This is a genomic window from Pseudomonas sp. NPDC087598 (genome assembly GCF_044743525.1).
In the GTDB taxonomy this organism is placed as follows: domain Bacteria; phylum Pseudomonadota; class Gammaproteobacteria; order Pseudomonadales; family Pseudomonadaceae; genus Aquipseudomonas.
This window is the reverse complement of record NZ_JBIUWQ010000010.1, coordinates 1-22,238: the sequence shown is the minus strand read 5'-3', so window position 1 is coordinate 22,238 and position 22,238 is coordinate 1. Positions and strand designations below refer to the sequence as shown.

Here is a 22,238-nt window from a genome sequence, read left to right as displayed (position 1 = left end):
GAGACAGGGACGGACTGGCGTCCGCCCCTTTTTTTACGCCTCTCAGTAACCCAGTGACAACCCGGTGTTGCGCCGTGGATCGTTGGCGCCGTAGAAGCGGTTTTTGCCGACCGGTTTCCCCCCCAGCGACGGCGCGCCCACCAGGATCGCGGCAATGTGGTTGGCATCCTGCGGCCCGGCGAACTTGTGACCCCAGCTCTCGAGGATTTTCTTCGTGTCGGGACTGGCGGCGAAGTCTTCGAGGTTGGTTTCTTCCGGCATCCATTGTTGGTGGAAGCGCGGCGCATCGACCGCTTCCTGCAAGCCCATGCCGTAGTCGATGACATTGAGCATGGTCAGCAAGGTGGCGGTGATGATGCGGCTACCGCCCGGCGTGCCGACCACCATGACCACTTTGCCGTCCTTGGTGACGATGGTCGGACTCATCGATGACAGCGGCGCCTTGCCCGGAGCAATGGCATTGGCTTCACCTTGTACCAGCCCGTACATGTTCGGCACGCCGACTTTCGAAGTGAAGTCATCCATTTCGTCGTTGAGGATCACCCCGGTCTTGCTCGCCATCACGCCGGCACCGAACCAGTCGTTGAGGGTGTAGGTGACCGACACGGCGTTGCCCCACTTGTCGACGATCGAATAGTGCGTAGTGTTGCTGCCTTCATGCGGGGCGACACCGGGCTTCAGTTCGGCAGACACCCCGGCCTTTTGCGGCTGGATGGCATTGCGCAGTTTGGTCGCGTAGTTCTTGTCGAGCAGATGCTCGATCGGGTTCTTCACGAAGTCCGGATCGCCGAGGTAGCTGTTGCGATCGACATAGGCGTGGCGCATCGCTTCGATCTGATAGTGCATGCCCTGGGCTGAATGGAAGCCCAGATCCTTCATCGGATAGCCTTCGAGAATGTTCATGATCTGGCAGATCACCACCCCGCCCGAGCTTGGCGGTGGCGCCGAGACCACGTGGTAGCCGCGGTAATCGCATTCCACCGGGGCCAGTTCGCGGGTCTTGTATTTGTCGAGGTCGGCCTGGGTGATGATGCCTTTGTTGGCCTGACTGGAGGTGACAATAGCGTCCGCCACCCAGCCTTTATAGAAACCGTCGGCGCCTTTCTCAGAGATAGTGCGCAGGGTTTTCGCGAGGTCTTTCTGCACCAGTTTCTGCCCGACCTGCATCGGCTCGCCATTGCTCAGGAAGATCGAACCGGAATCGCGAATGTCCTTTTTGAACACATCAGTGGCGTATGCCAGCAGCTCGACATCACCCTGCTGCAATTCGAAACCGTCTTCAGCCAGTTTGATCGCCGGGGCGATAATCTCCTTGCGCTGTTTGGTGCCGTATTTGCTCAGCGCCATCTCCATGCCGGAGACAGTGCCCGGCACACCGACCGCCAGGTGGCCACGGGTGCTCAGATCCGGGATGACGTTGCCGTCCTTGTCCAGGTACATGTTGGCCGTCGCGGCCAGCGGGGCTTTTTCACGGAAGTCGAGGAAGGTCTTGCGGCCGTCCGCCAGTTGAATGGTCATGAATCCGCCGCCACCCAGGTTGCCCGCTGCGGGATACACCACCGCCAGCGCATAACCCACCGCGACTGCCGCATCGACGGCGTTACCGCCGCTTTTCAACACATCGACGCCGACATGCGTGGCCAGATGTTGCGCGGTGACCACCATGCCGTTTTCCGCCGCGACCGGCGCCACCGAGGCGGCGTGAGCCATGAGACAGCTGAGTGCCAGTGAGGTCGCTATCAGCGATTTGGCCAAAGGTTCGTACTTCATGAGTCGATCTCTTTTTTGTTTTTAGGGTCTGTGCAAAACAGAGGGGAACGCTTCAAGAGCAACAAGCAGTATGGTCGGCTTTGCGGTTTGCGCCTCCCCGATCAGGCAGTATGCTGGGCGCCGTTACCGTGCCGATCCGGAGTTCTCCCCGATGCCCTACACGTTCATCACCCTGCCCTCGCCGGTCGGCGAGCTGAAGCTGGTCGCGAACGGTTCACGACTGGCAGCCATCCTCTGGGAAAACGACAAACCGAATCGCGTGCGTCTGGGGCCGATGAGTGAGGCACCGGACAATCCGGTCTTGATCCAAACTGCGCGGCAACTGCAAGAATATTTTGCCGGGACGCGCAATTGCTTCGATCTGGAGCTGGATTTTGCCGGCACTGATTTCCAGAAAAAGGTCTGGGCCGCCTTGCTGACCATTCCGTTCGGGGAAACCCGCACGTACAGCCAGATAGCCGAGCAGATCGGCAATCCGAGTGCAGTGCGCGCAGTGGGAGCAGCGAACGGACGGAACCCTATTTCGATTGTCGCGCCTTGTCATCGAGTGATCGGTGCGTCGGGGAAATTGACCGGGTTTGCCGGGGGACTTGAGGCCAAGGAGCGGTTGTTGAGGCTGGAGGGTAGCCAGTGGTCGGAGGTGGGTAGAACGGGGGATCTGTTTTAGCCTCTGCGTTCGAAGCGAAAGAGTATTTGTGGCGAGGGAGCTTGCTCCCGCTCCAGTGCGTAGCGCTGGCAAAATATTGGGCCGCTGCGCAGCCCAGCGGGAGCAAGCTCCCTCGCCACAAATGCGATTCAGGTAAACAGGTTATTCATCGCCGCGTATTGCAGCAGCATGATGGTCTTGGCGTCGCAGATCTCACCGCGCTGGAACGCCGCCAGTGCGTCGTCAAAACTCCACTCCAGCACTTCCAGTTCTTCGGTCTCTTCTTCCAGACCGCCACCGTTGCCGACCTTTGACGCCGAGTCGTACTCGGCAATGAAGAAGTGCAGTTTCTCGGTGACCGAACCGGGACTCATGTAAGCCTCGAAGACTTTTTTCACATCGTGCACGCGATAACCGGTTTCCTCTTCGGCATCGTCACGAATACGCTGCTCCGGCGCCGCACCTTCCAGCAACCCTGCCGCCACTTCGATCAACAAGCCGTCATGGCCATTGACGAATACCGGCAGGCGGAACTGACGGGTCAGCACCACTGAACGCTTCTCACGGTTGAACAGCAGAATCGCCGCGCCATTGCCTCGGTCATACACTTCACGGGTCTGACGTTGCCACTCGCCGTTATTGCGGTGGTAGTCAAAGGTGACTTTCTTCAACAGATACCAGTCGTGGGACAACACCTCGGTGTCGATGATGTTGACCCGCTCGGCTGTGTTGGACATGACGCCTGATCCTTTTGTCATCAGAAAGCGCCCATAGTCGATCAATCGAAACCACAAAAAAAGCCCGGCAGCGCTACCGGGCTTTTTATTGGCGATCAACGGGCCATGTGCGACAGCGTTTCATCCGCTGCTGGCGTGCTTGCCTGCACACCTGTGATCAGCGGGCCATAACGCCGACTGAACTCCCAGTTGTACGGCACACGATCCTTGCTGACTCCGTTGTCCCAGTTCACCGACCAGGTCATCAGGCCTTTGATCGGGTGCCCTTTGATCGCCAGGCGCTTGAGCACATTGCCGACGACGGTCTTGTCGATCACATAACCGGTGGCGGCGGCATCGACGTTGGCGGGCAGGCCGATGACAAACTTGTCCGCCGCGATCTTGGTGAACCCGCGAGTGCCGGTCACCAGACTTTCGGTCAGGTAATAGAGGAAATCCTCTTTCAGCGCATCGTTGTTCTGCGCGATCCACGCACCCGCGCCGTTATTGGCCTCAGGCACCCAGACCCCGTCACCGCCCTGGTTGTAGAACTGCGGAGCGATGAAGTCGTAGTAGCCTTCCAGCGCCTGCAAATAACCGACGTACTTGCCGCTGGTGGTCAGGTAGGGAAACTCCGGGGCCATGCTGATGATGAAGTGCTTGCCCTGGCCGGCGTAGTGATCCTTGACCAGTTTCAGCGCAGCCGGGAGCACGGTCTTGTTGGCAGCGAAATCAATCGCGCTCTGTTCAAGATCGATGTCCAGACCATCGAAGCCGTAGGTTTCCACAAGACGGATGATTTCATTGGCCAGTGGTTGCTCTTGACCGGCGCGCAGTTCGATGTGTGCGTCAGCGCCACCCAGGGAAATCAGCACCGCCCGCCCCTGACTGTTGAGCACGCCGACCTGGCGGCGAAACTCGGCGTCTGACACGTTGAACGGCTTGAAGGTCGGAATGCCGCTGCCCTTCATGAAGGCCACCGCGACCACGTTGTATTCCTTGGGCACATCCTCCAGGGCGATGCTGGCAAACCGGCCCTGCCGATAACCGTCGCTCGGTCCCGCCGGCCAGTTGTGCCAGAAGCCCATGAGGATCTTTTTGCCGGCGATGCTCGGCATCAGCGAAGCCGCATCGGTCGCCGCATTCTGCAATAAAGTGAAGTCGATTTTTGACATGTTCTAATCCTTCAGAACGTGTGGATTGGACGACGCTGCGCCGTTATTTGAAGTCGACGTCGAAGGCCTGATAGAAGGCGTTACCAGTATTGGCAACGATCCACATCAGCACGATGACGTGATGACCTTTCTTGTTCGCCGGAAGTTTCACCGCGTGGTCGACTTTGGCCTTCATCTCCGCCGAATGGCTGTAGTACGGCACCTGAGTGTAGAAGTCCTCGAAGAATGGTTGCGCTTCCAGTTGTGCGCGAGTGATGCGTTGTTTCGGGTCCCAGCCATCCTTGGTGATCAGCCAGCGGTAGCCACGGGTGGTATGCGCAGCGGTGTATTCCCAGTGGATTTCAAGAGTCTGCCCCGGGGTGACGCTGAGCAATGGCCAGTTGAACGGACGATTGAGCTTCTTGCTCATTTCTTCCGCGGTGAAGTTCACGCAGTCACGGGCGTCGGTCTTGCCGCCACTGAGGATGAACCCATCGGCTGGTGGCGTGACGCTGTCACTGTCGGTTTGATACGGCGCCGGGAAAGGCCCGGCGGTCAGGGCCGGGAAATTCTTCCCGCCTTCCATTTCATTGACCTGCCAGGCACCGAGCAATCCTTGCTCGATAGCGACCGCGCCGCGGCTCGCCGGAGAGGTGACGCGACCGTGTCGCAGTTGGGTTTGTGCTTGTGGTTGATTCATGTTTTTCACTCCGTTGATTTAAGAACTCTCCTTTCCGAGGAGAGGCCTTCAAGCTAACGGAGGGGGATTTTTTGTCCATCGGCGGTTTTGTCGCACCCAGCTAGGTCACAATTGGTAAAACACCGAAAACACTGGATATATATACAGCTTATTGCGTCGTTTCGTACTCGACGCGTAGCCAAAAGCGTACACGTCGAAGTTACGAAATCCTGCATTGGCCACTCAGGGCAGTTGTGCCTGAAACTCTTTTTCATACTGCCCGGCAAGTTGCACTTTCTGTTTTTCGTCAAGCAGCTTTCCAGCCATCTGGAAGAACTTCTGCTCTTCTTCCTCGAGGTGATGATGGACCTTGTCCGAGAGCTTTTTCGCCGTGGCGAGCCACGCCGGACTCGACATCTCGGTCTCGTCCAGTTCCTCCATCATCTCGTCCATTTCATGGTGCTCGGAAATGGCGTGGCGGCTGAGATCGACACCGTTGTCGAACTCCATCAGCGGGATATAGAAGTGGCGTTCCTCGGCGGTTTCGTGGGCTTGCAACTCAGCCTTGAGCTGCTTGTAGGCCTCGACCCGTTCCGGGGTGTCACCACTGGTCTTGATCAGTGCTTTGGCGTAGGTGCGCTGGCGGTCGTGGCTTTCGCGAAGGGCTTCGAAAATGTTCATGGGGTGTCCTCATCAACCGCGTTCTGGAATGACGCTGTAGAAAGCTAGACCGCAGCGCGAGCGCGGCGGTTCCACCGGGTTGCAGCGGGGCTTGGAAGACATCCCCTGCACAGGATAGGCTGCGGGTTCTCACCACAAGGAAGTCATGCATGAACTTGCGTATCGAGTTGTCGAACAACCCCACCGACGAACAACGCCAAGCCATTCTCCTGCCCCTGATTGCGTATAACGATGCCAAAACGGGCGGCTCAAAGTCAGAACCGTTCGCCCTCATGGTGCGCGATGACCACGACACAATCCTTGGCGGTTTGTATGGCCGTGTGATTTTTCAGTGGATGTTCATTGAGTTGCTGTCAGTGCCCGAACAGGGCCGGGGACGGGGCATTGGCTCGGAACTGATGGCCATGGCCGAAGCGTTGGCCAGAGAGAAAAATTGCCTGGGCATGTGGCTGGACACCTTCGACTTTCAGGCGCCGGGGTTTTACCAGAAGCTGGGGTTCAGCCAGTTTGGTGAAATCGTCGATTATCCGCCGGGGCACAAGCGGCATTTTTTCCAGAAGCGCTTGATGGATTGAATTGATAGGCCCTTCGCGAGCAGGCTCGCTCCCACCTTGAAATGCATTGCAAAGTGGGAGCGAGCCTGCTTGCGAAGACGGAAGCCGCTTCAACGCATGATCAAAGGCAAGTCGCCAACGCCGCCAAACGACGCTTGGCCACGAAATCATCCTTCTGCGCGTAGTAACTCAACGCCGTGCCCGACGCCTGCGTGCTGACATCGACAAACGACTCCGCCGAACGCGTGTAGACCGTCGAACCGCCCTTTTTGCCCGGTTGCAGATAAGCCCCGGCATCCACACCGAACACCGCCTCGTCCTGCCAGGCGAATTGCACGCACTGGGCGACAACCTTTTCCGGCTTGTCCGAGGTCAGAGTCTTGTATGGGGCTTTGGTGCGAGAATCATCCATCACCGAGCCCGCGCAACCCGCCAGCACCGTCGCGGCCAGCGCTACCATCAGAATTCGCATTGCCTTCGCTCATTCAGAAAAAAGCGGACTGTATCACCGCAGCAGCCGGAATCGCTCTGCTTTACTGCATTTATAACGCGACACGCGCAAGCCGCTGCGGCAACCTAAGGTCATCAGCCCCACAAGGAAAATCCATGGCGCCTACCGATCAGCGACATGAACACGCTCTGAAACTGTTTCTCGACGCACGCCCTGATTTGCGCGAAACCCTCGACCATCTCAATCCATTGCTGGCCCAGGCCAAAGGCGAAACCCAGGCGCAGTATCGCGAAGAACGCCTGCATGAAGCGTTCGAGGCGGAGGCGGAAGAGCTGGGGCTGTTTGCCTGGGAGTTGACCTTGCAACTGACGGCGGCGACGCCTGAGGACTATCAGGCTCAGCGCCTGGAAGTGCATCGCGAAGTGGCGGAAATGGCCGGGATGGACTGGCTGGAATACTGCGAACTGTATGGCATAGAACCGTAACCGCCACTCAAGGACACTTGCATCGATGCTGCCCTCGACCTCAACCCGGCATGCCAGCCCCGGCCATCTGCACATGCAGAAATGGCGCGGTCGCGTGGGACTGGCGCTGGTGGCGAGCCTGTCGGTACTGGCTGGCATGACCGACGCCATCGGTTTCATGGCCAGCGGCGATTTCGTCTCGTTCATGAGCGGTAACACCACTCGATTGGCGGTGGCGATCAGTGATGGCGACTGGGGGCTGACGTTGCGCCTGGTGATTCTGGTGGCCACTTTTATAGTCGGTAATGCCTTGGGTGTGTTGATCGCACGGCTGGGTGGCCGGCGTACGCTGCCGTTGCTGCTGTGTATTGCCACGCTGCTCTGCGCGGCGGCTGCCTGGCCTGCCGACGCGCAGTTGCCCGCGCTGCTGGCGGCAATCGTCGCGATGGGCATGCTTAATGCCGCCGTCGAAGAAGTAAACGGCCTGCCGGTCGGGCTGACCTACGTGACCGGAGCGCTGTCGCGGTTTGGTCGAGGACTGGGGCGCTGGATGCTCGGCGAGCGCCGCAGCGGCTGGCGGGTGCAACTGGTACCGTGGAGCGGCATGTTTGTCGGCGCGATTCTGGGTGCAGTGCTGGAACATCATCTGGGGCTCAAGGCCTTGTTCGTCAGCGGCTTGTTGGCGACGACGCTGGGCGTGCTGTCGCTGACTATCCCGCGGCGCTGGCAGTTGGGCTATATGCCCCGCTGAAATACGCTTTTTACTGTAGGAGTTGCGGCACGCTGCGATCTTTTGATCTTGTTTTTAAAAAGCAAAATCAAAAGATCGCAGCCTCGTTTCACTCTACAGCTCCTACAGGGTTCATTGCTCAGGCAACTTGGGTTTCGCCGCTACACCGATAAAGCTTTATCATGGCCGCAGTTTTGCTGATCGAGTCCGTCATGAAGTTCGCCATCGCGTTGTTTTCCGCCGCCCATGCGCCCTCCTCGCGCCGTGCCCTGCTGTTCGCGCAAGCTGCGCTGGCCGGCGGGCATGAGATTGTCCGGCTGTTTTTCTATCAGGACGGCGTCTACAACGCCTCCGACGCGGTGGTCACCCCGCAGGATGAACTGGACTTGCCCAAGCAATGGCGCAACTTCATCAGCGAGCAGAATCTTGACGGTGTGGTGTGTATCGCTGCGGCTTTGCGCCGAGGCGTGCTCAACAACGAAGAAGCCAAACGCTATCAGCGTGAGGCCGTGTCGGTCAGCGCGCCGTGGGAATTGTCCGGCCTCGGCCAGTTGCATGATGCGGTGCAAGACGCCGATCGCCTGATCTGCTTTGGAGGTGCGTGAGATGGCCAAGTCCCTGTTGATCATCAGCCGCCAATCGCCATGGTCCGGCCCCGGTGCCCGCGAAGCGCTGGACATCGTGCTGGCCGGCGGCGCCTTCGATCTGCCGATCGGCCTGCTGTTTCTTGATGACGGCGTGCTGCAACTGGTTGCCGGGCAGAACGCCAAGGCCTTACAGCAAAAAGACCTCAGCGCCAACCTGCAAGCGCTGCCGATGTTCGGCGTCGAAGAGCTGTTTTATTGCGCCGACAGCGCCAGTGATCGAGGGCTGAAAAACCTCTCACTGGACGAAGCACAACCGCTCGCCGCCGAGCAAATCACCGCCCTTATTGACCGTTACGACCAGGTGATCACCCTCTGATGTCGACTTTGCATGTGTTGTCTCATTCCCCGTTCGGCGACGATCGCCTGACCAGTTGCCTGCGCTTGATCGGCAGTGCCGATGCTTTGCTGCTGAGCGGTGACGCGGTGTACGCACTGCAAGCGGATACTGCGCCGTTTGCAGCGTTGCAGAGTCGTCAGATAAAACTGTTTGTGTTGGACGAAGACGCGCAGGCCCGCGCCGTGTCGATTCCGGACTGGGCCGAAGCCATCGATTACCCGGCCTTCGTCGAACTGTCGATCCGCCACGACAAGGTCAACAGCTGGCTATGAATTCCATGACCGTCGGCGCCCGCGCCATCGAGCTGGACAAGGATGGCTTTCTGGTTGAGCTGAGCGACTGGTCGCATGACGTCGCCAGCGCCCTCGCCGCCGCCGAAGACATCGAACTGACCGCCGAACACTGGGAAGTCCTCGAACTGCTGCGCAGCTTCTATGCCGAATTCCAGCTGTCCCCGGCGACCCGCCCGCTGATCAAGTACACCGCGCTGAAACTCGGCCCGGACAAAGGCAACAGCCTGCACCTGAACCGACTGTTCAAAGGCACCCCTGCCAAACTCGCCGCGAAACTGGCGGGCCTGCCCAAACCGACGAATTGCTTATGACCGACTTCCCAGCGCTCACCCTCGAAACGCCTGCCGAACATCCGTTCGCCCAATTCGTGCGAATCCTTGGCAAGGGCAAGCGCGGCGCCCGCGATCTGACCCGTGAAGAGGCCCGCAAAGCCATGGGCATGGTGCTCGACGACAACGTCGAGGACACCCAGCTCGGCGCCTTTTTGATGTTGCTGCGGCACAAGGAAGAAAGCGCCGAGGAAATGGCCGGTTTCACCGAAGCGCTGCGCGAGCGCTTGCAGGCGCCGGCACTCAACGTCGATCTGGACTGGCCGACCTACGCTGGCAAGAAACGGCATCTGCCGTGGTATCTGCTGGCGACCAAGTGCCTGGCACAGAATGGCGTGCGCATTTTCATGCACGGCGGCGGCGCGCACACCGCCGGGCGCCTGTACACGGAACAGTTGCTGGGAGAGCTGAACATTCCGTTGTGCCGCACCTGGCAACAGGTCGGCGACGCGCTGGACAATGGCGGGCTGGCGTTTATGCCGCTGATGGACTGGGCGCCACAGCTGCAAAAGATGATCGACCTGCGCAATACCATGGGCTTGCGCTCGCCGATCCACTCGCTCGCGCGGATTCTTAATCCGCTGAACGCACGCTGTGGACTGCAAAGCATCTTCCATCCCGGCTATCAGGCCGTGCACCGTGATGCCAGCGGCTTGCTTGGCGACACGGCGATCGTGGTCAAGGGCGATGGCGGCGAAATCGAGATCAACCCGGACGCCGACAGCCATCTCTACGGCACCGCGGGCGGCGAAAGCTGGGACGAGGAATGGCCGCAGCTGTCAGCGCAACGCCACGTCAAACCTTCGTCGCTGGATGTCGAGCATCTGAAGGCCGTGTGGCGCGGCGATGTGGTCGACAGCTATCCGCAAATGGCGCTGATCTCGACCATGGCGCTGGCGCTGCGAGGTCTTGGCCAAAGCCGTGAACAGGCTTTCGAAACCGCCGGGCAGTACTGGGCCGCGCGGGACAAATCGATTTAACCGATCATTCGCGCCTGATCTTTGCGCTTTTTGTTCGAACTCATCGGAATAGACTCGGCTCCAATGATTTATTGGTTCTCAGGAGTCTTGAACATGGGTTTGTTAGTCGATGGCCGCTGGCAGGACAAGTGGTACGAAAGCAGCAAGGACGGCGCGTTCCAGCGCGAACAGGCGAAACGCCGCAACTGGGTGACCGCTGACGGCCAACCCGGCCCAAGTGGCGAAGGCGGTTTTGCCGCCGAGGCCGGGCGCTATCATCTCTATGTGTCTCTCGCTTGCCCTTGGGCGCATCGCACGCTGATCCTGCGCAAACTCAAAGGTCTGGAAAGCCTGATCGACGTGTCGGTCGTGAGCTGGCTGATGCTGGAAAACGGCTGGACATTCGACCAATCGCTCGGCTCGACCGGCGACAAGCTCGACGGTTTCGACTTCATGCATCAGCGCTACACCGCTGACACGGCCGATTACACCGGTCGCGTGACGGTGCCGGTGTTGTGGGACAAGAAGCTCAAGCGCATCGTCAGCAATGAATCAGCGGAGATCATCCGCATGTTCAACAGTGCGTTCGATGATTTGACCGGTAATGATCTGGATTTCTACCCGGCGCCGTTGCGCGGTGAGATCGATGCATTGAACGAGCGGATTTATCCGGCGGTGAACAATGGCGTGTATCGCGCCGGGTTCGCGACTTCGCAACAGGCTTATGAAGAGGCCTTCGACGAAGTGTTTGCCGAACTGGATCACCTGGAGCGAGTACTCGGCGCCAACCGTTATTTAAGCGGTGAGTACCTGACTGAAGCGGACATTCGCCTGTTTACCACGATCATCCGTTTTGACGCGGTGTATCACGGACACTTCAAGTGCAATCTGCGGCGGATTGCCGATTACCCGAACCTGTCGAACTGGTTGCGTGAGCTGTATCAGATGCCGGGGATTGGCGAGACGGTGGATTTCCAGCACATCAAGAACCACTACTACGGCAGTCACAAGACCATCAATCCGACGGGGATTGTGCCGAAGGGGCCGGCTCAGGATTTCAGCGTCGCCCATGATCGGGCACGGTTGGCTGACAAAGGGGTTTGGCGTCGGGGCTGATCTGGAGTTTGTGTGATTTTAGAGGGCCTCATCGCGAGCAGGCTCGCTCCTACAGAGGATTTGTGAACGACACAGATCCAATGTGGGAGCGAGCCTGCTCGCGAATGGGGCGACTCGGTTTTTCAGACCTGCGCCTGAGCCCCTTCGAACCAAGCCAGTTTTTCGCGCAGTTGCACCACTTCGCCGACGATGACCAATGTCGGCGCATGCACTTCATGCTCCGCCACCAGACGTGGCAAATCTGCCAGCGTGCCGGTAAAGACCCGCTGATTGACCGTGGTGCCCTGCTGAATCAGCGCCGCCGGGGTATTCGCCGCACGACCGTGCTTGATCAACTGCTCGCAAATCACCGGCAACCCCACCAGGCCCATGTAGAACACCAGCGTCTGCGCCGGGGCGACAAGGTCGGCCCATGGCAGATCGGTGGAACCGTCCTTCAAGTGTCCGGTAACGAAGCGCACCGACTGCGCGTAGTCGCGATGGGTCAGCGGAATCCCGGCATATGCCGCGCAACCGCTGGCCGCCGTGATACCTGGCACGACCTGGAACGGAATGCCGTGGGCCGCCAGCTCTTCGATTTCTTCGCCGCCACGGCCGAAGATGAACGGATCACCGCCCTTCAACCGCACCACACGCTTGCCGGCCTTGGCCAGATCGACCAGTTGCTGGTTGATCTGATCCTGCGGCACCGCGTGATCGGCGCGCCGCTTGCCGACGTAAATCCGCTCGGCATCGCGACGGCACAGTTCGAGAATCGCCGGCGCCACTAAACGGTCGTACAGCACCACGTCGGCTTGTTGCATCAGCCGCAGAGCACGGAAAGTCAGCAGATCCGGATCACCCGGCCCGGCGCCCACCAGATACACCTCACCGGTAGTGATTTGCGCTTCGCCATCAATCTTGGCTTGCAGCAAGCGCTCGGCTTCGGCGCCCTGCCCGGCCAGTTGCCGATCAGCAATCGGCCCTTGGAATACGTCTTCCCAGAACCCGCGACGCTGCTGCACATCCGGAAACAGGTTTTTAACCTGATTGCGGAAACGTGCAGCGAGTCCGGCCAACTGACCATAGGTCGACGGAATCCAGGTTTCGATCTTGGCGCGAATCAGCCGCGCCAGCACCGGCGCATCGCCACCGCTGGATACGGCAATGATCAGCGGCGAACGGTCGACAATTGCCGGGAAGATCACGCTGCACAACTGCGGCGCGTCGACCACGTTGACCGGTACGCAACGCCGATGGGCATCGCTGGAGACTTGTGCGTTCAGCGCCTCATCGTCGGTGGCGGCGATGATCAGCCCGCAACCGTGCAGATCCGCTTCGACGTAACCACGCAACAGGCATTCGCCACCCGAGGCGGCGACCAGTTCGCGCAGTTGCGTTTCGATTTCAGGTGCGACCACCCGCAGCAGCGCACCGGCATCGGCCAGCAGGCGGGACTTGCGCAAGGCAATTTCCCCCCCACCGACGACCAACACACGACTGCCGCGCAGGTTGTGAAACAGCGGCAGATATTTCATTTAGCCGATGACCTCAAGGCCACCCATGTACGGCTTCAGCACGTCCGGTACACGGATCGAACCGTCGGCCTGCTGGTAGTTTTCCAGCACCGCAACGAGGGTACGACCCACCGCCAGACCGGAACCGTTCAAGGTGTGCACCAATTCAGGCTTGCCGGTTTCCGGGTTACGGAACCGCGCCTGCATGCGGCGGGCCTGGAAGTCGCCGCAGTTCGAGCACGAGGAGATTTCGCGGTACTTGTCCTGGCTCGGAATCCACACTTCGAGATCGTAAGTCTTGACTGCGCTGAAGCCCATGTCGCCAGTGCACAGCGCCAGGGTGCGGTATGGCAGACCGAGCAATTGCAGGACTTTCTCGGCGTTGGCGGTCAGGCCTTCCAGCGCTTCCATCGACGTCGACGGCTCGACGATCTGGACCATTTCGACTTTGTCGAACTGGTGCTGACGAATCATGCCGCGGGTGTCACGACCCGATGCACCGGCCTCGCTGCGGAAGCACGGGGTGTGCGCAACGAATTTGATCGGCAACAGTTTCGAGTCAACGATTTCGCCAGCGACGATGTTGGTCAACGACACTTCGGCGGTCGGGATCAGGTACAGATCAGCTTCGCCTTCGCGGGCGATCTTGAACAGATCCTCTTCGAACTTCGGCAGTTGACCAGTGCCTTGCAGGGCTGGAGCCTGAACCAGATAAGGCGTGTAAGCCTCTTCGTAGCCGTGCTCGTTGACGTGCAGGTTGATCATGAACTGCGCCAGAGCGCGGTGCAGACGCGCGATCGGGCCACGCAGCAGCGCGAAACGGGCGCCGGACAGCTTGGCGGCGGTTTCAAAGTCCAGCCAGCCGAACTTCTCGCCCAGGGCAACGTGGTCTTTCACTTCGAAATCGAAGGCCGTCGGGGTGCCCCAGCGGCGCACTTCAACGTTGTCGTCTTCGTCTTTGCCGACCGGCACGGATTCATGCGGCAGGTTGGGGATGCCCAGCAGGATCGAGTCCAGTTCGGTCTGGATCGCGTCCAGTTCGACTTTACCTGCACTCAACTCGCCCGCCATACGCTCGACGTCCGCCATCAGCGGCGCGATGTCTTCGCCACGCTGCTTGGCCTGACCGATGGATTTGGAACGCGCGTTACGCTCAGCCTGCAGTGCTTCGGTGCGGGTCTGGACGGTCTTGCGCTGTTCTTCCAGCGCTTCGATGCGCGCGGTATCCAGGGCAAAGCCACGGGAAGCCAGGCGGTCCGCTACGTCCTGAAGGTTGCTACGTAACAGTTTGGAATCGAGCATGTCGGTTTCTCGTTATCAAAGTTTGGTCAAAGACAGGCCAGCCCACGTCGCGAGCAGCCCGCCGAATACGCTGAGTGCCGCATAGCCCAGGGCCAGCGGCACCTGCCCGCTTTCCAGCAGGCGCACCGTATCCAGTGAAAAGGATGAAAAAGTCGTCAGCCCCCCGAGGAAGCCGACCATCAACCCGGCACGCACCTCGATCGGCACCTCCGGGCGTATCAAAAACAGGCCGTACAACACGCCAATCAGCAGACAGCCCACGATATTAACGGCCAGCGTCGCGGTATAGAAGTGCCGCGGCCAATTGGCGTTGATCCAATTGCCGGTGGCGAAGCGCAACAGTGTGCCGGCCATGCCGCCGACCGAGACCGCAACGATCAATGGAAGCACTATTTTCTCCGCTGTCTTGGGCTTAAACGGTCGAGTTGAGCGAGGTGGTTGAGCTTCTCGCCGATCTTCAACTCAAGGCCTCTTGGCACCGGTTGGTAGAACGGGATCGGGTCGAGCTCTTCCGGGAAATAATCTTCGCCGGCGGCGTAGGCGTCCGGCTCGTCGTGGGCATAACGGTATTCGTCGCCGTAGCCCAATTGCTTCATCAGTTTGGTCGGCGCGTTGCGCAGGTGTAGCGGCACCTCCAGCGAGCCGTGTTCGGCGGCAGCGCGCAGGGCCGTTTTGAAGCCCATGTACACCGCGTTGCTTTTCGGCGCGCAGGCCAGATAGGTAATGGCCTGCGCCACCGCCAACTCGCCTTCCGGGCTACCGAGACGTTCCTGCACTTCCCACGCCGCGAGGCACAGGCTCAGAGCACGCGGGTCGGCATTGCCGATGTCTTCGCTGGCCATACGCACCACGCGCCGCGCCAGGTACAGCGGATCGCAGCCGCCGTCGATCATCCGCGCAAACCAGTACAGCGCGCCGTCGGGGTTGGAGCCGCGCACCGATTTGTGCAGCGCCGATATCTGGTCGTAGAACGCTTCGCCACCCTTGTCGAAGCGCCGACGGGTGTCGCCGAGCAGGCTTTGCAGGAGTTCGGTGCCAATCTCGCTGTTGTCTTCGGCGAGATCCGAGGCATTTTCCAGCAGATTGAGCAAACGCCGGCCATCGCCATCGGCGGCCGACAGCAGCATCTGAAAGCCTTCGTCGTTGAGCGTCAGGTTGCGCTTGCCCAAGCCGCGCTCTTCGGTGAGGGCGCGATGCACCAATTTGCGCAGCGCCGCCTCGTCGAGGCTTTTCAGCACGTAGACGCGAGCCCGCGACAACAACGCGTTGTTGAGTTCGAACGAAGGATTTTCGGTGGTGGCGCCGATGAAGATCAGCGTACCGTCTTCAACGTAGGGCAGGAACGCGTCCTGCTGGGATTTGTTGAAGCGGTGCACTTCATCGACAAACAAAATCGTGCGCTTGCCGTACTGGCCGGCCTGCTGCTTGGCGATTTCAACGGCCTGACGGATTTCCTTGACCCCGGCGAGCACCGCCGAGACCGTTTCGAAGTGCGCATCCGAGACTTCCGCGAGCAACCGCGCCAGGGTGGTTTTACCCACGCCCGGCGGGCCCCAGAAGATCATCGAATGCAGGGCACCCTGCTCCAGCGCCTCACGCAGAGGCTTGCCGCGAGCGAGTACGTGCTCCTGACCGACGTACTCATCCAGATTGGTCGCACGCAAACGCGCGGCCAGTGGCTGGGCAATCGGTGCACTGCGAAACAGATCCATCACGTAGCGTTGAAACCTCTGATTTTCGAATTCTGTGGAAAACCCTGTGGCGAGGGAGCTTGCTCCCGCTGGGGCGCGAAGCGGCCCCGCTCTTTAGCTAAAAAGCAGGGACTGCTGCGCAGTCCAGCGGGAGCAAGCTCCCTCGCCACAAAAGCTTCAGGCCACCATAGCCCACCTCAGGATCCGGGGTTTATTCCTGGATTACATCGGCACCCTTGGGGATGTCGAACTTGAACTTCGACGCTGGCACCGGCTCGTTGGCCTTGACCCCGGTGAACAGGATATTGGTGCGCTGGCCGACGCTGTCGATCAGTTGCATGTCGTTGAGCAGGCCGTTGCGGAACGACAGGCGCAAGTTGTCGAACAGGGTGTCCTTGGTTTTCGGCTTGAGGGTGAAGTCGATCACGCCACCCGCCTCTTTCGCGCTGATGTCGAAGCTCTGGCTGATCTTCGATACGTCACCGGACAACAGCAGTGCCGGAGTCTGGGTCAGGCGCTCGTCGAGCTTCTTGATGGTGGCTTGCTCAAGATCCGGGTCCCACAGGGTGACTTTCTTGCCGTCGGAAACCATGGTCTGCTCGGCCGGCGCGTTGGTGTGCCAGTAGAACAGGCCCGGACGCTGCAGGGTCATGTCGCCAGTGGTTTCCTGCAACTGAGTGCCGCTGCCGTCGAGGGTCAGCTGCGAGAAGTTCGCGCTCAGGGTCTTGGATGTTTCCAGCAATTGGGTCAAACGAGCCACGTCCTTGTCATCGGCGTGGGCCGTGAGTGTGGTCAAAGCCAGTACTGGCAGCAGCATGCGGATAAGACGCATGGGAGTCCTCTTGAATACTCGTTGGGAGAGCGGCGGGACATCATTGTCTCGCCTCTTGCTTTTGCAATCAGTCGCGTACCGGACCCGGGGCCAGGACTTCGCGTGAACCGTTGGTGTTCATCGAGGTGACGACGCCAGCCATTTCCATGGCTTCGATCATCCGGGCGGCGCGGTTGTAGCCGATCTTCAGCTTGCGCTGTACGGCGGAAATCGAGGCACGGCGGCTTTCCAGCACGAACTGTACGGCTTCGTCATACAGCGCGTCAGCTTCAGGATCATCACCGTCGCCGCCACCGCTGCTACCTTCAAAGCCGCTGCCCGCCTCTTCGACACCGTTGAGGATGTCATCGTTGTATTCCGGCGCGCCGCGCAGTTTCCACGCCTCGACCACACGGTGGACTTCATCGTCGGAAACGAACGCGCCGTGAACCCGGATCGGCAGGCTGGTACCCGGCGGCATGTAGAGCATGTCACCGTGGCCGAGCAGTTGCTCGGCGCCGCCCTGGTCGATGATGGTCCGCGAGTCGATCTTGCTCGACACCTGGAATGCCATACGCGTCGGAATGTTGGCCTTGATCAGACCGGTGATCACATCCACCGACGGCCGCTGGGTCGCGAGGATCAAGTGAATACCGGCCGCACGCGCCTTCTGCGCGATACGGGCGATCAGTTCTTCAACCTTCTTGCCGACGATCATCATCATGTCGGCGAATTCGTCGACCACCACGACGATGGTTGGCAGCTTCTGCAGCAGCGGTGCTTCGTCGTGGATACTTTCGCGCTTGTACAGCGGATCGCTCAACGGCTCGCCGGCGTCCTGGGCTTCCTTGACCTTGGCGTTGAAGCCGGACAGGTTTCGCACGCCCATCTTCGCCATCAGTTTGTAGCGACGCTCCATCTCGGCAACGCTCCAGCGCAGCGCGTTGGCGGCGTCCTTCATGTCGGTCACAACCGGGCACAGCAGATGCGGAATGCCTTCGTAGATCGACAGTTCCAGCATTTTCGGGTCGATCATGATCAGCTTGGCGTCTTCCGGCCCAGATTTGAACAGGATCGACAGAATCATCGCGTTCACACCCACCGACTTACCGGAACCGGTCGTACCGGCCACCAGCAAGTGCGGCATTTTCGCCAGGTCGGTGATCACCGGTTTGCCGCCGATGTCGTGGCCCAGCGCCAGGGTGACCGGCGATTTGAAGTTGTCGTATTCAGGCGTCGACAGCACTTCGGAGAAGCGCACGATCTGCCGGTCTTCGTTGGGGATCTCGATACCGACCGTGGTCTTGCCCGGGATCACTTCAACCACCCGCACGCTGGTCACGGCCAGGGAACGCGCAAGGTCTTTGGCGAGGTTGGCGATGCGGCTGACTTTTACCCCGGCCGCAGGCTGGATTTCGTAACGGGTAATCACCGGGCCCGGGTGGATCGAATCCACCGTGACTTCAACGCCGAACTCCTTGAGCTTGATCTCCAGCAAGTGGCCGACCGCAGCCAGGGATTCCGGCGAGTAGTTGAGTTGTTTCTTTTCCGCAGGATCAAGAATCGAGATCGGTGGCAAGGTGCCTTCCACGGCGCTGTCGACGAACAACGGCGCCTGTTTCTCTTTCTGCACACGCTTGCTCGGCTCCGGAGCCTTGACCGGCGCCGGGGCAATCACTGGCGGGACCTGCTTCTCGCGGTCGGACATGTGCTTGCTCAGCGCTTGCTCACGTTCGATCAGGCGTTCTTTGACTTTGGCCTGCTCACGCTTGTCAGTCACCGTCGGTGCGACCACATCGTGCACGCGGTCATCGACTTCACGCAGTTGCGCGACCAGTTGCTTGCGTTCGGTACGCGCCGACCACCAGCGGTTGAGCGCGCCCTGGAACAGTTCGAACAGGTCGAGGGTGATCTTGCCGGTGATGTCCATCACCTTGAACCACGACAGGTCGGTGAACACGGTCAGGCCGAACAGAAACAGCGCGATGAATAGCAGCGTGCTGCCCTGAATGTTCAGGGCATTCTTCGCCAGATCGCCAAGGCTTTCGCCCAATGCGCCACCGGCACCGGCCGGCAAACCGGTCGCGGCATGAAAATGAATGTGCGCCAGCGCGGCACCGGACAACACCAGAAATACCAGACCGATCAGGCGCCAGGAGAACAGCCAGCCGCTCCACTGCCACGGCTCGTGGCGCTGACGGAAGATCTGATACGCCTTGATCGCCAGCAGCAACGGGAAGATGTAAGCGAAGTAGCCGAGCACCATGAACAGGATGTCGGCGCTGTAGGAACCCGCCGGGCCGCCGAAATTCTGCACGTCGTCGATCTTGCTGTTGTGGCTCCAGCCCGGATCGTCCTTGCCATAGGTCAGCAAGGCCATCATCAGGAACAGGCACAAGGCGCCAATGGCGATCAATGCACCTTCCTTGAGCCGGTAGTGCAACTGTTGGCGCCAGAGCGGAACGACTGTTTTGGGTGCTGCGGTGGATTTCTTCAAAACGCTACTTTTCCTGCGCCAAGGCGCGTCCATCTATTGAATGACGATAAAAAACTGCCCAATCCAGGCAGGTAAAAAAGTTAACGGGTGCAACTGAGACTACTTTTAACACTGCGCTCAGGGTTTTATAAACACGGCGCGCGGCGAATATTCTGTAACAGCCCGGCATTGTACGGGTTTGTGCGCTTGATGCCATGCTTCAAACCGCAGTGTTGAGCATAGCCAAGCCGACAAGACCTGCGCTTCAATTTGAGCATGCATTACCTTTTGTGACAAAGGCTTATGAGGTGTATTTGATGAACGCAGCGAAGCATTCACGCCTGATCATTCTTGGCTCCGGCCCGGCCGGTTACAGCGCCGCCGTATACGCCGCCCGCGCCAACCTCAAACCCGTGGTGATTACCGGGTTGCAGGCCGGTGGCCAGCTCACCACCACGGTCGAAGTCGACAACTGGCCCGGCGACGTCGAAGGCCTCACCGGCCCGGTGCTGATGGAGCGCATGCAGAAACACGCCGAACGCTTTGCCACAGAGATCGTTTACGACCACATCCACACCGCCAAGTTGCAGCAGCGCCCGTTCGAACTCATCGGCGACAGCGGCACTTACACCTGCGACGCGCTGATCATTGCTACCGGCGCCTCGGCGCAATACCTGGGTCTGCCATCGGAAGAAGCCTTCGCCGGCAAAGGCGTTTCCGCCTGCGCCACCTGTGACGGCTTCTTTTACCGCAATCAGGTGGTTGCGGTGGTCGGCGGCGGCAATACCGCCGTCGAGGAAGCGCTGTACCTTTCCAACATCGCCAAAGAAGTACACCTGATCCATCGCCGCGACAAACTGCGCTCGGAAAAAATCCTTCAGGACAAACTCTTCGAGAAAGCCGCCACCGGCAACGTGCGCCTGCACTGGAACCAGAATCTCGACGAAGTGCTCGGCGATGCCAGCGGCGTCACCGGCGCGCGCCTGCGTGACAGCCACACAGGCGAAACCGGTGAACTGGCGCTGGCTGGCGTGTTCATCGCTATCGGCCACAAACCCAACACAGACTTGTTTGACGGCCAACTACCCATGCGCGACGGCTATCTGCTGATCAAGGGCGGCAGCGACGGCGATGCCACATCTACCGCGATCCCCGGCGTGTTTGCCGCCGGCGACGTCGCCGACCATGTGTATCGCCAGGCAGTGACGTCGGCCGGTGCCGGCTGCATGGCCGCGCTGGATGCCGAGAAGTATCTGGACGACATTCCGGTCATTTAACGGCACACTTTATCGCGGGCCGAACAGCCCGCACCGCCCTCCCCTTCTGCAAGCCTGGATGCCATGCTGACTTGGTTACAACGCAACTCCCTGACTTTTCCACCGCTGGAAAAGGCCATGCGCGACCCCAACGGATTACTCGCCGCTGGCGGCGATTTGTCTGCCGATCGTCTGATTCAGGCTTATCGTCACGGCTGCTTTCCGTGGTTTTCCGAAGGCCAGCCGATTCTCTGGTGGTCGCCGGATCCACGCACCGTGCTGTTTCCCGACGAACTGCATGTTTCGCGCAGCCTGAGCAAACTGCTGCGCAAGGAACGCTATCAGGTCACGTTTGATCAGGACTTTGAGGCGGTGATCCGCGCCTGCGCCGCGCCCCGGGATTACGCTGACGGCACCTGGATCACCGAAGCCATGCAGGATGCCTACGTTGAACTGCATCGACGCGGCTTCGCCCATTCGGTTGAAGTTCGTGATCAGGGCGAGTTGGTCGGCGGCCTGTACGGCCTGGCGATGGGGCAACTGTTTTTTGGTGAATCGATGTTCAGCCGCGCCGACAACGCCTCCAAATATGGCTTTGCCACGCTGGTGCGGCATCTGAAAGATTCGGGCTTCGTGCTTATCGACTGCCAGATGCCCACCGATCATCTGCACAGCCTCGGCGCCCGGGCGATTCCCCGCCAGGAATTCGCAAACTATCTGGCACGCCATCTGGATCAACCCAATCATGCCACTTGGGTTTGCTGAGCGACTTTTGCGCGCGTGGCTTACACTTAATTCACCAGCTTATCCCGAGGGTTGATCATGACCGAGTTGGCGCGTTTGAAGTTTTATGCCACTCAGCCTCACTCTTGCAGTTATCTGCCCGAGGAGCAGGCCACGACCCTGTTTCTCGATCCGAGTCAGCCCATGGATGTGCATGTCTACGCAGACCTGTCGGAAATGGGCTTTCGTCGCAGTGGCGATCACCTGTATCGCCCCCATTGCCAGAATTGCAATGCGTGCGTGCCTGCGCGCATTCCGGTAGCGCAGTTCATCCCCAATCGTCAGCAGAAGCGGATTTTCAAACGCAACACCGATTTGCAGGTACGCCCGGCCAAACCCCAGTTCAGTGAAGAATACTTCGATCTGTATCAGCGCTACATCGAACAGCGTCACGCCGACGGCGACATGTACCCACCGAGCCGTGATCAATTCTCGACGTTTCTGGTGCGCGATCTGCCCTTCTCGCGTTTTTACGAGTTTCGTCTCGACGGACGGTTATTGGCGGTGGCGGTGACCGATTTGCTGCCTAACGGCCTGTCGGCGGTGTACACCTTTTACGAACCGGCCGAAGAACGCCGCAGCCTTGGCCGTTTCGCCATCCTGTGGCAGATCGCCGAGAGCCAGCGCCTGGGGCTTGAGGCGGTTTACCTGGGTTACTGGATCAAGAACTGCAAAAAGATGAACTACAAGACCCAATATCGCCCCATCGAACTGCTGATTAATCAGCGCTGGGTCATCCTGAACTGAACACAAGCCGTAAACCCCTTGGCGTAAACCCCATTTTTCGGGCACAATGCACGCCGCTTTTGCCTGGCGCAGTTGCACCGGGCCATTCATTGGATACCGAGGGCTTTACTGCATGTCGAAAGAAGACAGCTTCGAAATGGAAGGCACTGT

The 22,238-nt window shown here is 59.6% G+C and carries 25 protein-coding genes; 13 read left to right on the top strand and 12 right to left on the bottom strand.

The features are described from left to right. Positions 1-42 precede the first annotated feature (42 nt). Positions 43-1,770: a gamma-glutamyltransferase gene (gene ggt, locus ACIOWE_RS07915; RefSeq protein ID WP_401389490.1), complete on the bottom strand. Its 1,728-nt coding sequence runs from the start codon at positions 1,768-1,770 to the stop codon at positions 43-45. Between the two features lie 151 nt (positions 1,771-1,921). Between ggt and ACIOWE_RS07910 the strand changes: the two genes are divergently transcribed. After that, positions 1,922-2,437 carry a methylated-DNA--[protein]-cysteine S-methyltransferase gene (locus ACIOWE_RS07910; protein ID WP_401389766.1) on the top strand — a complete coding sequence of 172 codons (516 nt, stop codon included), beginning with the start codon at positions 1,922-1,924 and terminating at the stop codon, positions 2,435-2,437. 128 nt (positions 2,438-2,565) lie between these two features. Here ACIOWE_RS07910 and ACIOWE_RS07905 read toward each other — a convergent pair whose 3' ends face one another. The 4 genes from ACIOWE_RS07905 to ACIOWE_RS07890 form a co-directional block, all read right to left on the bottom strand. Further along, positions 2,566-3,153 carry an NUDIX domain-containing protein gene (locus ACIOWE_RS07905; protein WP_401389487.1) on the bottom strand — a complete coding sequence of 196 codons (588 nt, stop codon included), beginning with the start codon at positions 3,151-3,153 and terminating at the stop codon, positions 2,566-2,568. A gap of 95 nt (positions 3,154-3,248) precedes the next feature. After that, a complete protein-coding gene (locus ACIOWE_RS07900; protein ID WP_401389484.1) occupies positions 3,249-4,307 on the bottom strand; it encodes a chitinase in 1,059 nt (352 codons plus the stop codon). Between the two features lie 43 nt (positions 4,308-4,350). Then, a complete protein-coding gene (locus tag ACIOWE_RS07895) occupies positions 4,351-4,986 on the bottom strand; it encodes a lytic polysaccharide monooxygenase auxiliary activity family 9 protein (protein WP_401389481.1) in 636 nt (211 codons plus the stop codon). Positions 4,987-5,208: 222 nt separating this feature from the next. Beyond that, entirely contained in the window at positions 5,209-5,646 is a 438-nt protein-coding gene (locus ACIOWE_RS07890; protein ID WP_201237695.1) for a hemerythrin domain-containing protein, read from the bottom strand. Positions 5,647-5,795: 149 nt separating this feature from the next. Here ACIOWE_RS07890 and ACIOWE_RS07885 point away from each other — a divergent pair, with 149 nt between their 5' ends. Beyond that, complete coding sequence (locus ACIOWE_RS07885; RefSeq protein WP_103306765.1) at positions 5,796-6,221, top strand: N-acetyltransferase; 426 nt, start codon at positions 5,796-5,798, stop codon at positions 6,219-6,221. 100 nt (positions 6,222-6,321) lie between these two features. On the opposite strand, the gene ACIOWE_RS07880 is transcribed toward ACIOWE_RS07885, so the two are convergent. Then, positions 6,322-6,672, bottom strand: coding sequence for a hypothetical protein (locus tag ACIOWE_RS07880; RefSeq protein WP_401389476.1), 351 nt, complete (start codon positions 6,670-6,672; stop codon positions 6,322-6,324). A gap of 134 nt (positions 6,673-6,806) precedes the next feature. On the opposite strand from ACIOWE_RS07880, the gene ACIOWE_RS07875 reads away from it, so the two are divergent. From ACIOWE_RS07875 to ACIOWE_RS07840, 8 genes are all read left to right on the top strand, one after another. Next, the gene (locus tag ACIOWE_RS07875) at positions 6,807-7,136 is read left to right on the top strand and encodes a DUF6388 family protein (protein WP_401389473.1); all 330 of its coding nucleotides are present in this window, start codon (positions 6,807-6,809) and stop codon (positions 7,134-7,136) included. Positions 7,137-7,161: 25 nt separating this feature from the next. After that, positions 7,162-7,866: a YoaK family protein gene (locus ACIOWE_RS07870; RefSeq protein ID WP_401389470.1), complete on the top strand. Its 705-nt coding sequence runs from the start codon at positions 7,162-7,164 to the stop codon at positions 7,864-7,866. 191 nt (positions 7,867-8,057) lie between these two features. Then, a complete protein-coding gene (tusD, locus tag ACIOWE_RS07865) occupies positions 8,058-8,450 on the top strand; it encodes a sulfurtransferase complex subunit TusD (protein WP_401389467.1) in 393 nt (130 codons plus the stop codon). A 1-nt stretch (position 8,451) separates the two neighbouring features. After that, positions 8,452-8,808: a sulfurtransferase complex subunit TusC gene (tusC, locus tag ACIOWE_RS07860; protein ID WP_401389464.1), complete on the top strand. Its 357-nt coding sequence runs from the start codon at positions 8,452-8,454 to the stop codon at positions 8,806-8,808. Next, a complete protein-coding gene (gene tusB, locus ACIOWE_RS07855) occupies positions 8,808-9,101 on the top strand; it encodes a sulfurtransferase complex subunit TusB (protein ID WP_401389461.1) in 294 nt (97 codons plus the stop codon). The genes tusC and tusB overlap by 1 nt, the downstream gene beginning before the upstream one ends. After that, complete coding sequence (locus tag ACIOWE_RS07850) at positions 9,098-9,433, top strand: TusE/DsrC/DsvC family sulfur relay protein (protein ID WP_201237689.1); 336 nt, start codon at positions 9,098-9,100, stop codon at positions 9,431-9,433. Before tusB ends, ACIOWE_RS07850 begins: the two co-directional genes overlap by 4 nt. After that, entirely contained in the window at positions 9,430-10,431 is a 1,002-nt protein-coding gene (locus ACIOWE_RS07845) for a glycosyl transferase family protein (RefSeq protein ID WP_401389458.1), read from the top strand. Before ACIOWE_RS07850 ends, ACIOWE_RS07845 begins: the two co-directional genes overlap by 4 nt. Positions 10,432-10,524: 93 nt before the next feature. Beyond that, positions 10,525-11,526, top strand: coding sequence for a glutathione S-transferase family protein (locus ACIOWE_RS07840; protein ID WP_401389455.1), 1,002 nt, complete (start codon positions 10,525-10,527; stop codon positions 11,524-11,526). 122 nt (positions 11,527-11,648) lie between these two features. Here ACIOWE_RS07840 and cysG read toward each other — a convergent pair whose 3' ends face one another. From cysG to ACIOWE_RS07810, 6 genes are all read right to left on the bottom strand, one after another. Beyond that, complete coding sequence (cysG, locus tag ACIOWE_RS07835) at positions 11,649-13,043, bottom strand: siroheme synthase CysG (RefSeq protein ID WP_401389452.1); 1,395 nt, start codon at positions 13,041-13,043, stop codon at positions 11,649-11,651. Next, positions 13,044-14,324: a serine--tRNA ligase gene (serS, locus tag ACIOWE_RS07830; RefSeq protein ID WP_007908080.1), complete on the bottom strand. Its 1,281-nt coding sequence runs from the start codon at positions 14,322-14,324 to the stop codon at positions 13,044-13,046. A 15-nt stretch (positions 14,325-14,339) separates the two neighbouring features. Further along, positions 14,340-14,714 carry a fluoride efflux transporter CrcB gene (crcB, locus tag ACIOWE_RS07825; RefSeq protein ID WP_008049383.1) on the bottom strand — a complete coding sequence of 125 codons (375 nt, stop codon included), beginning with the start codon at positions 14,712-14,714 and terminating at the stop codon, positions 14,340-14,342. Further along, positions 14,714-16,036 (bottom strand): replication-associated recombination protein A, encoded by a 1,323-nt coding sequence (locus ACIOWE_RS07820; protein WP_137219232.1) that lies wholly within the window; start codon positions 16,034-16,036, stop codon positions 14,714-14,716. The genes crcB and ACIOWE_RS07820 overlap by 1 nt, the downstream gene beginning before the upstream one ends. Before the next feature lie 190 nt (positions 16,037-16,226). Next, a complete protein-coding gene (gene lolA / locus ACIOWE_RS07815; protein WP_008087013.1) occupies positions 16,227-16,847 on the bottom strand; it encodes an outer membrane lipoprotein chaperone LolA in 621 nt (206 codons plus the stop codon). 67 nt (positions 16,848-16,914) lie between these two features. Next, positions 16,915-19,356, bottom strand: a complete 2,442-nt coding sequence (locus ACIOWE_RS07810; RefSeq protein WP_201237684.1) for a DNA translocase FtsK — start codon at positions 19,354-19,356, stop codon at positions 16,915-16,917. A 263-nt stretch (positions 19,357-19,619) separates the two neighbouring features. Between ACIOWE_RS07810 and trxB the strand changes: the two genes are divergently transcribed. From trxB to ACIOWE_RS07795, 3 genes are all read left to right on the top strand, one after another. Continuing rightward, entirely contained in the window at positions 19,620-20,579 is a 960-nt protein-coding gene (gene trxB / locus ACIOWE_RS07805) for a thioredoxin-disulfide reductase (protein WP_201237683.1), read from the top strand. 63 nt (positions 20,580-20,642) lie between these two features. Beyond that, complete coding sequence (aat, locus tag ACIOWE_RS07800) at positions 20,643-21,323, top strand: leucyl/phenylalanyl-tRNA--protein transferase (protein ID WP_401389446.1); 681 nt, start codon at positions 20,643-20,645, stop codon at positions 21,321-21,323. A gap of 57 nt (positions 21,324-21,380) precedes the next feature. Continuing rightward, positions 21,381-22,088 carry an arginyltransferase gene (locus ACIOWE_RS07795; protein ID WP_401389444.1) on the top strand — a complete coding sequence of 236 codons (708 nt, stop codon included), beginning with the start codon at positions 21,381-21,383 and terminating at the stop codon, positions 22,086-22,088. Positions 22,089-22,238 lie beyond the last annotated feature (150 nt).

Bases quoted from the DNA above. Each gene is read 5' to 3' on its own strand.
- ACIOWE_RS07810 (WP_201237684.1), bottom strand. From the start codon at position 19,356: ATGGACGCGCCTTGGCGCAGGAAAAGTAGCGTTTTGAAGAAATCCACC.
- ACIOWE_RS07820 (WP_137219232.1), bottom strand. From the start codon at position 16,036: ATGGATCTGTTTCGCAGTGCACCGATTGCCCAGCCACTGGCCGCGCGT.
- ACIOWE_RS07900 (WP_401389484.1), bottom strand. From the start codon at position 4,307: ATGTCAAAAATCGACTTCACTTTATTGCAGAATGCGGCGACCGATGCG.
- ACIOWE_RS07885 (WP_103306765.1), top strand. From the start codon at position 5,796: ATGAACTTGCGTATCGAGTTGTCGAACAACCCCACCGACGAACAACGC.
- ACIOWE_RS07910 (WP_401389766.1), top strand. From the start codon at position 1,922: ATGCCCTACACGTTCATCACCCTGCCCTCGCCGGTCGGCGAGCTGAAG.
- aat (WP_401389446.1), top strand. From the start codon at position 20,643: ATGCTGACTTGGTTACAACGCAACTCCCTGACTTTTCCACCGCTGGAA.
- serS (WP_007908080.1), bottom strand. From the start codon at position 14,324: ATGCTCGATTCCAAACTGTTACGTAGCAACCTTCAGGACGTAGCGGAC.
- ACIOWE_RS07870 (WP_401389470.1), top strand. From the start codon at position 7,162: ATGCTGCCCTCGACCTCAACCCGGCATGCCAGCCCCGGCCATCTGCAC.
- ACIOWE_RS07840 (WP_401389455.1), top strand. From the start codon at position 10,525: ATGGGTTTGTTAGTCGATGGCCGCTGGCAGGACAAGTGGTACGAAAGC.
- cysG (WP_401389452.1), bottom strand. From the start codon at position 13,043: ATGAAATATCTGCCGCTGTTTCACAACCTGCGCGGCAGTCGTGTGTTG.
- trxB (WP_201237683.1), top strand. From the start codon at position 19,620: ATGAACGCAGCGAAGCATTCACGCCTGATCATTCTTGGCTCCGGCCCG.
- tusC (WP_401389464.1), top strand. From the start codon at position 8,452: ATGGCCAAGTCCCTGTTGATCATCAGCCGCCAATCGCCATGGTCCGGC.
- lolA (WP_008087013.1), bottom strand. From the start codon at position 16,847: ATGCGTCTTATCCGCATGCTGCTGCCAGTACTGGCTTTGACCACACTC.
- ggt (WP_401389490.1), bottom strand. From the start codon at position 1,770: ATGAAGTACGAACCTTTGGCCAAATCGCTGATAGCGACCTCACTGGCA.
- ACIOWE_RS07895 (WP_401389481.1), bottom strand. From the start codon at position 4,986: ATGAATCAACCACAAGCACAAACCCAACTGCGACACGGTCGCGTCACC.
- ACIOWE_RS07845 (WP_401389458.1), top strand. From the start codon at position 9,430: ATGACCGACTTCCCAGCGCTCACCCTCGAAACGCCTGCCGAACATCCG.
- ACIOWE_RS07850 (WP_201237689.1), top strand. From the start codon at position 9,098: ATGAATTCCATGACCGTCGGCGCCCGCGCCATCGAGCTGGACAAGGAT.
- ACIOWE_RS07880 (WP_401389476.1), bottom strand. From the start codon at position 6,672: ATGCGAATTCTGATGGTAGCGCTGGCCGCGACGGTGCTGGCGGGTTGC.
- ACIOWE_RS07795 (WP_401389444.1), top strand. From the start codon at position 21,381: ATGACCGAGTTGGCGCGTTTGAAGTTTTATGCCACTCAGCCTCACTCT.
- ACIOWE_RS07905 (WP_401389487.1), bottom strand. From the start codon at position 3,153: ATGTCCAACACAGCCGAGCGGGTCAACATCATCGACACCGAGGTGTTG.
- tusD (WP_401389467.1), top strand. From the start codon at position 8,058: ATGAAGTTCGCCATCGCGTTGTTTTCCGCCGCCCATGCGCCCTCCTCG.
- tusB (WP_401389461.1), top strand. From the start codon at position 8,808: ATGTCGACTTTGCATGTGTTGTCTCATTCCCCGTTCGGCGACGATCGC.
- ACIOWE_RS07875 (WP_401389473.1), top strand. From the start codon at position 6,807: ATGGCGCCTACCGATCAGCGACATGAACACGCTCTGAAACTGTTTCTC.
- ACIOWE_RS07890 (WP_201237695.1), bottom strand. From the start codon at position 5,646: ATGAACATTTTCGAAGCCCTTCGCGAAAGCCACGACCGCCAGCGCACC.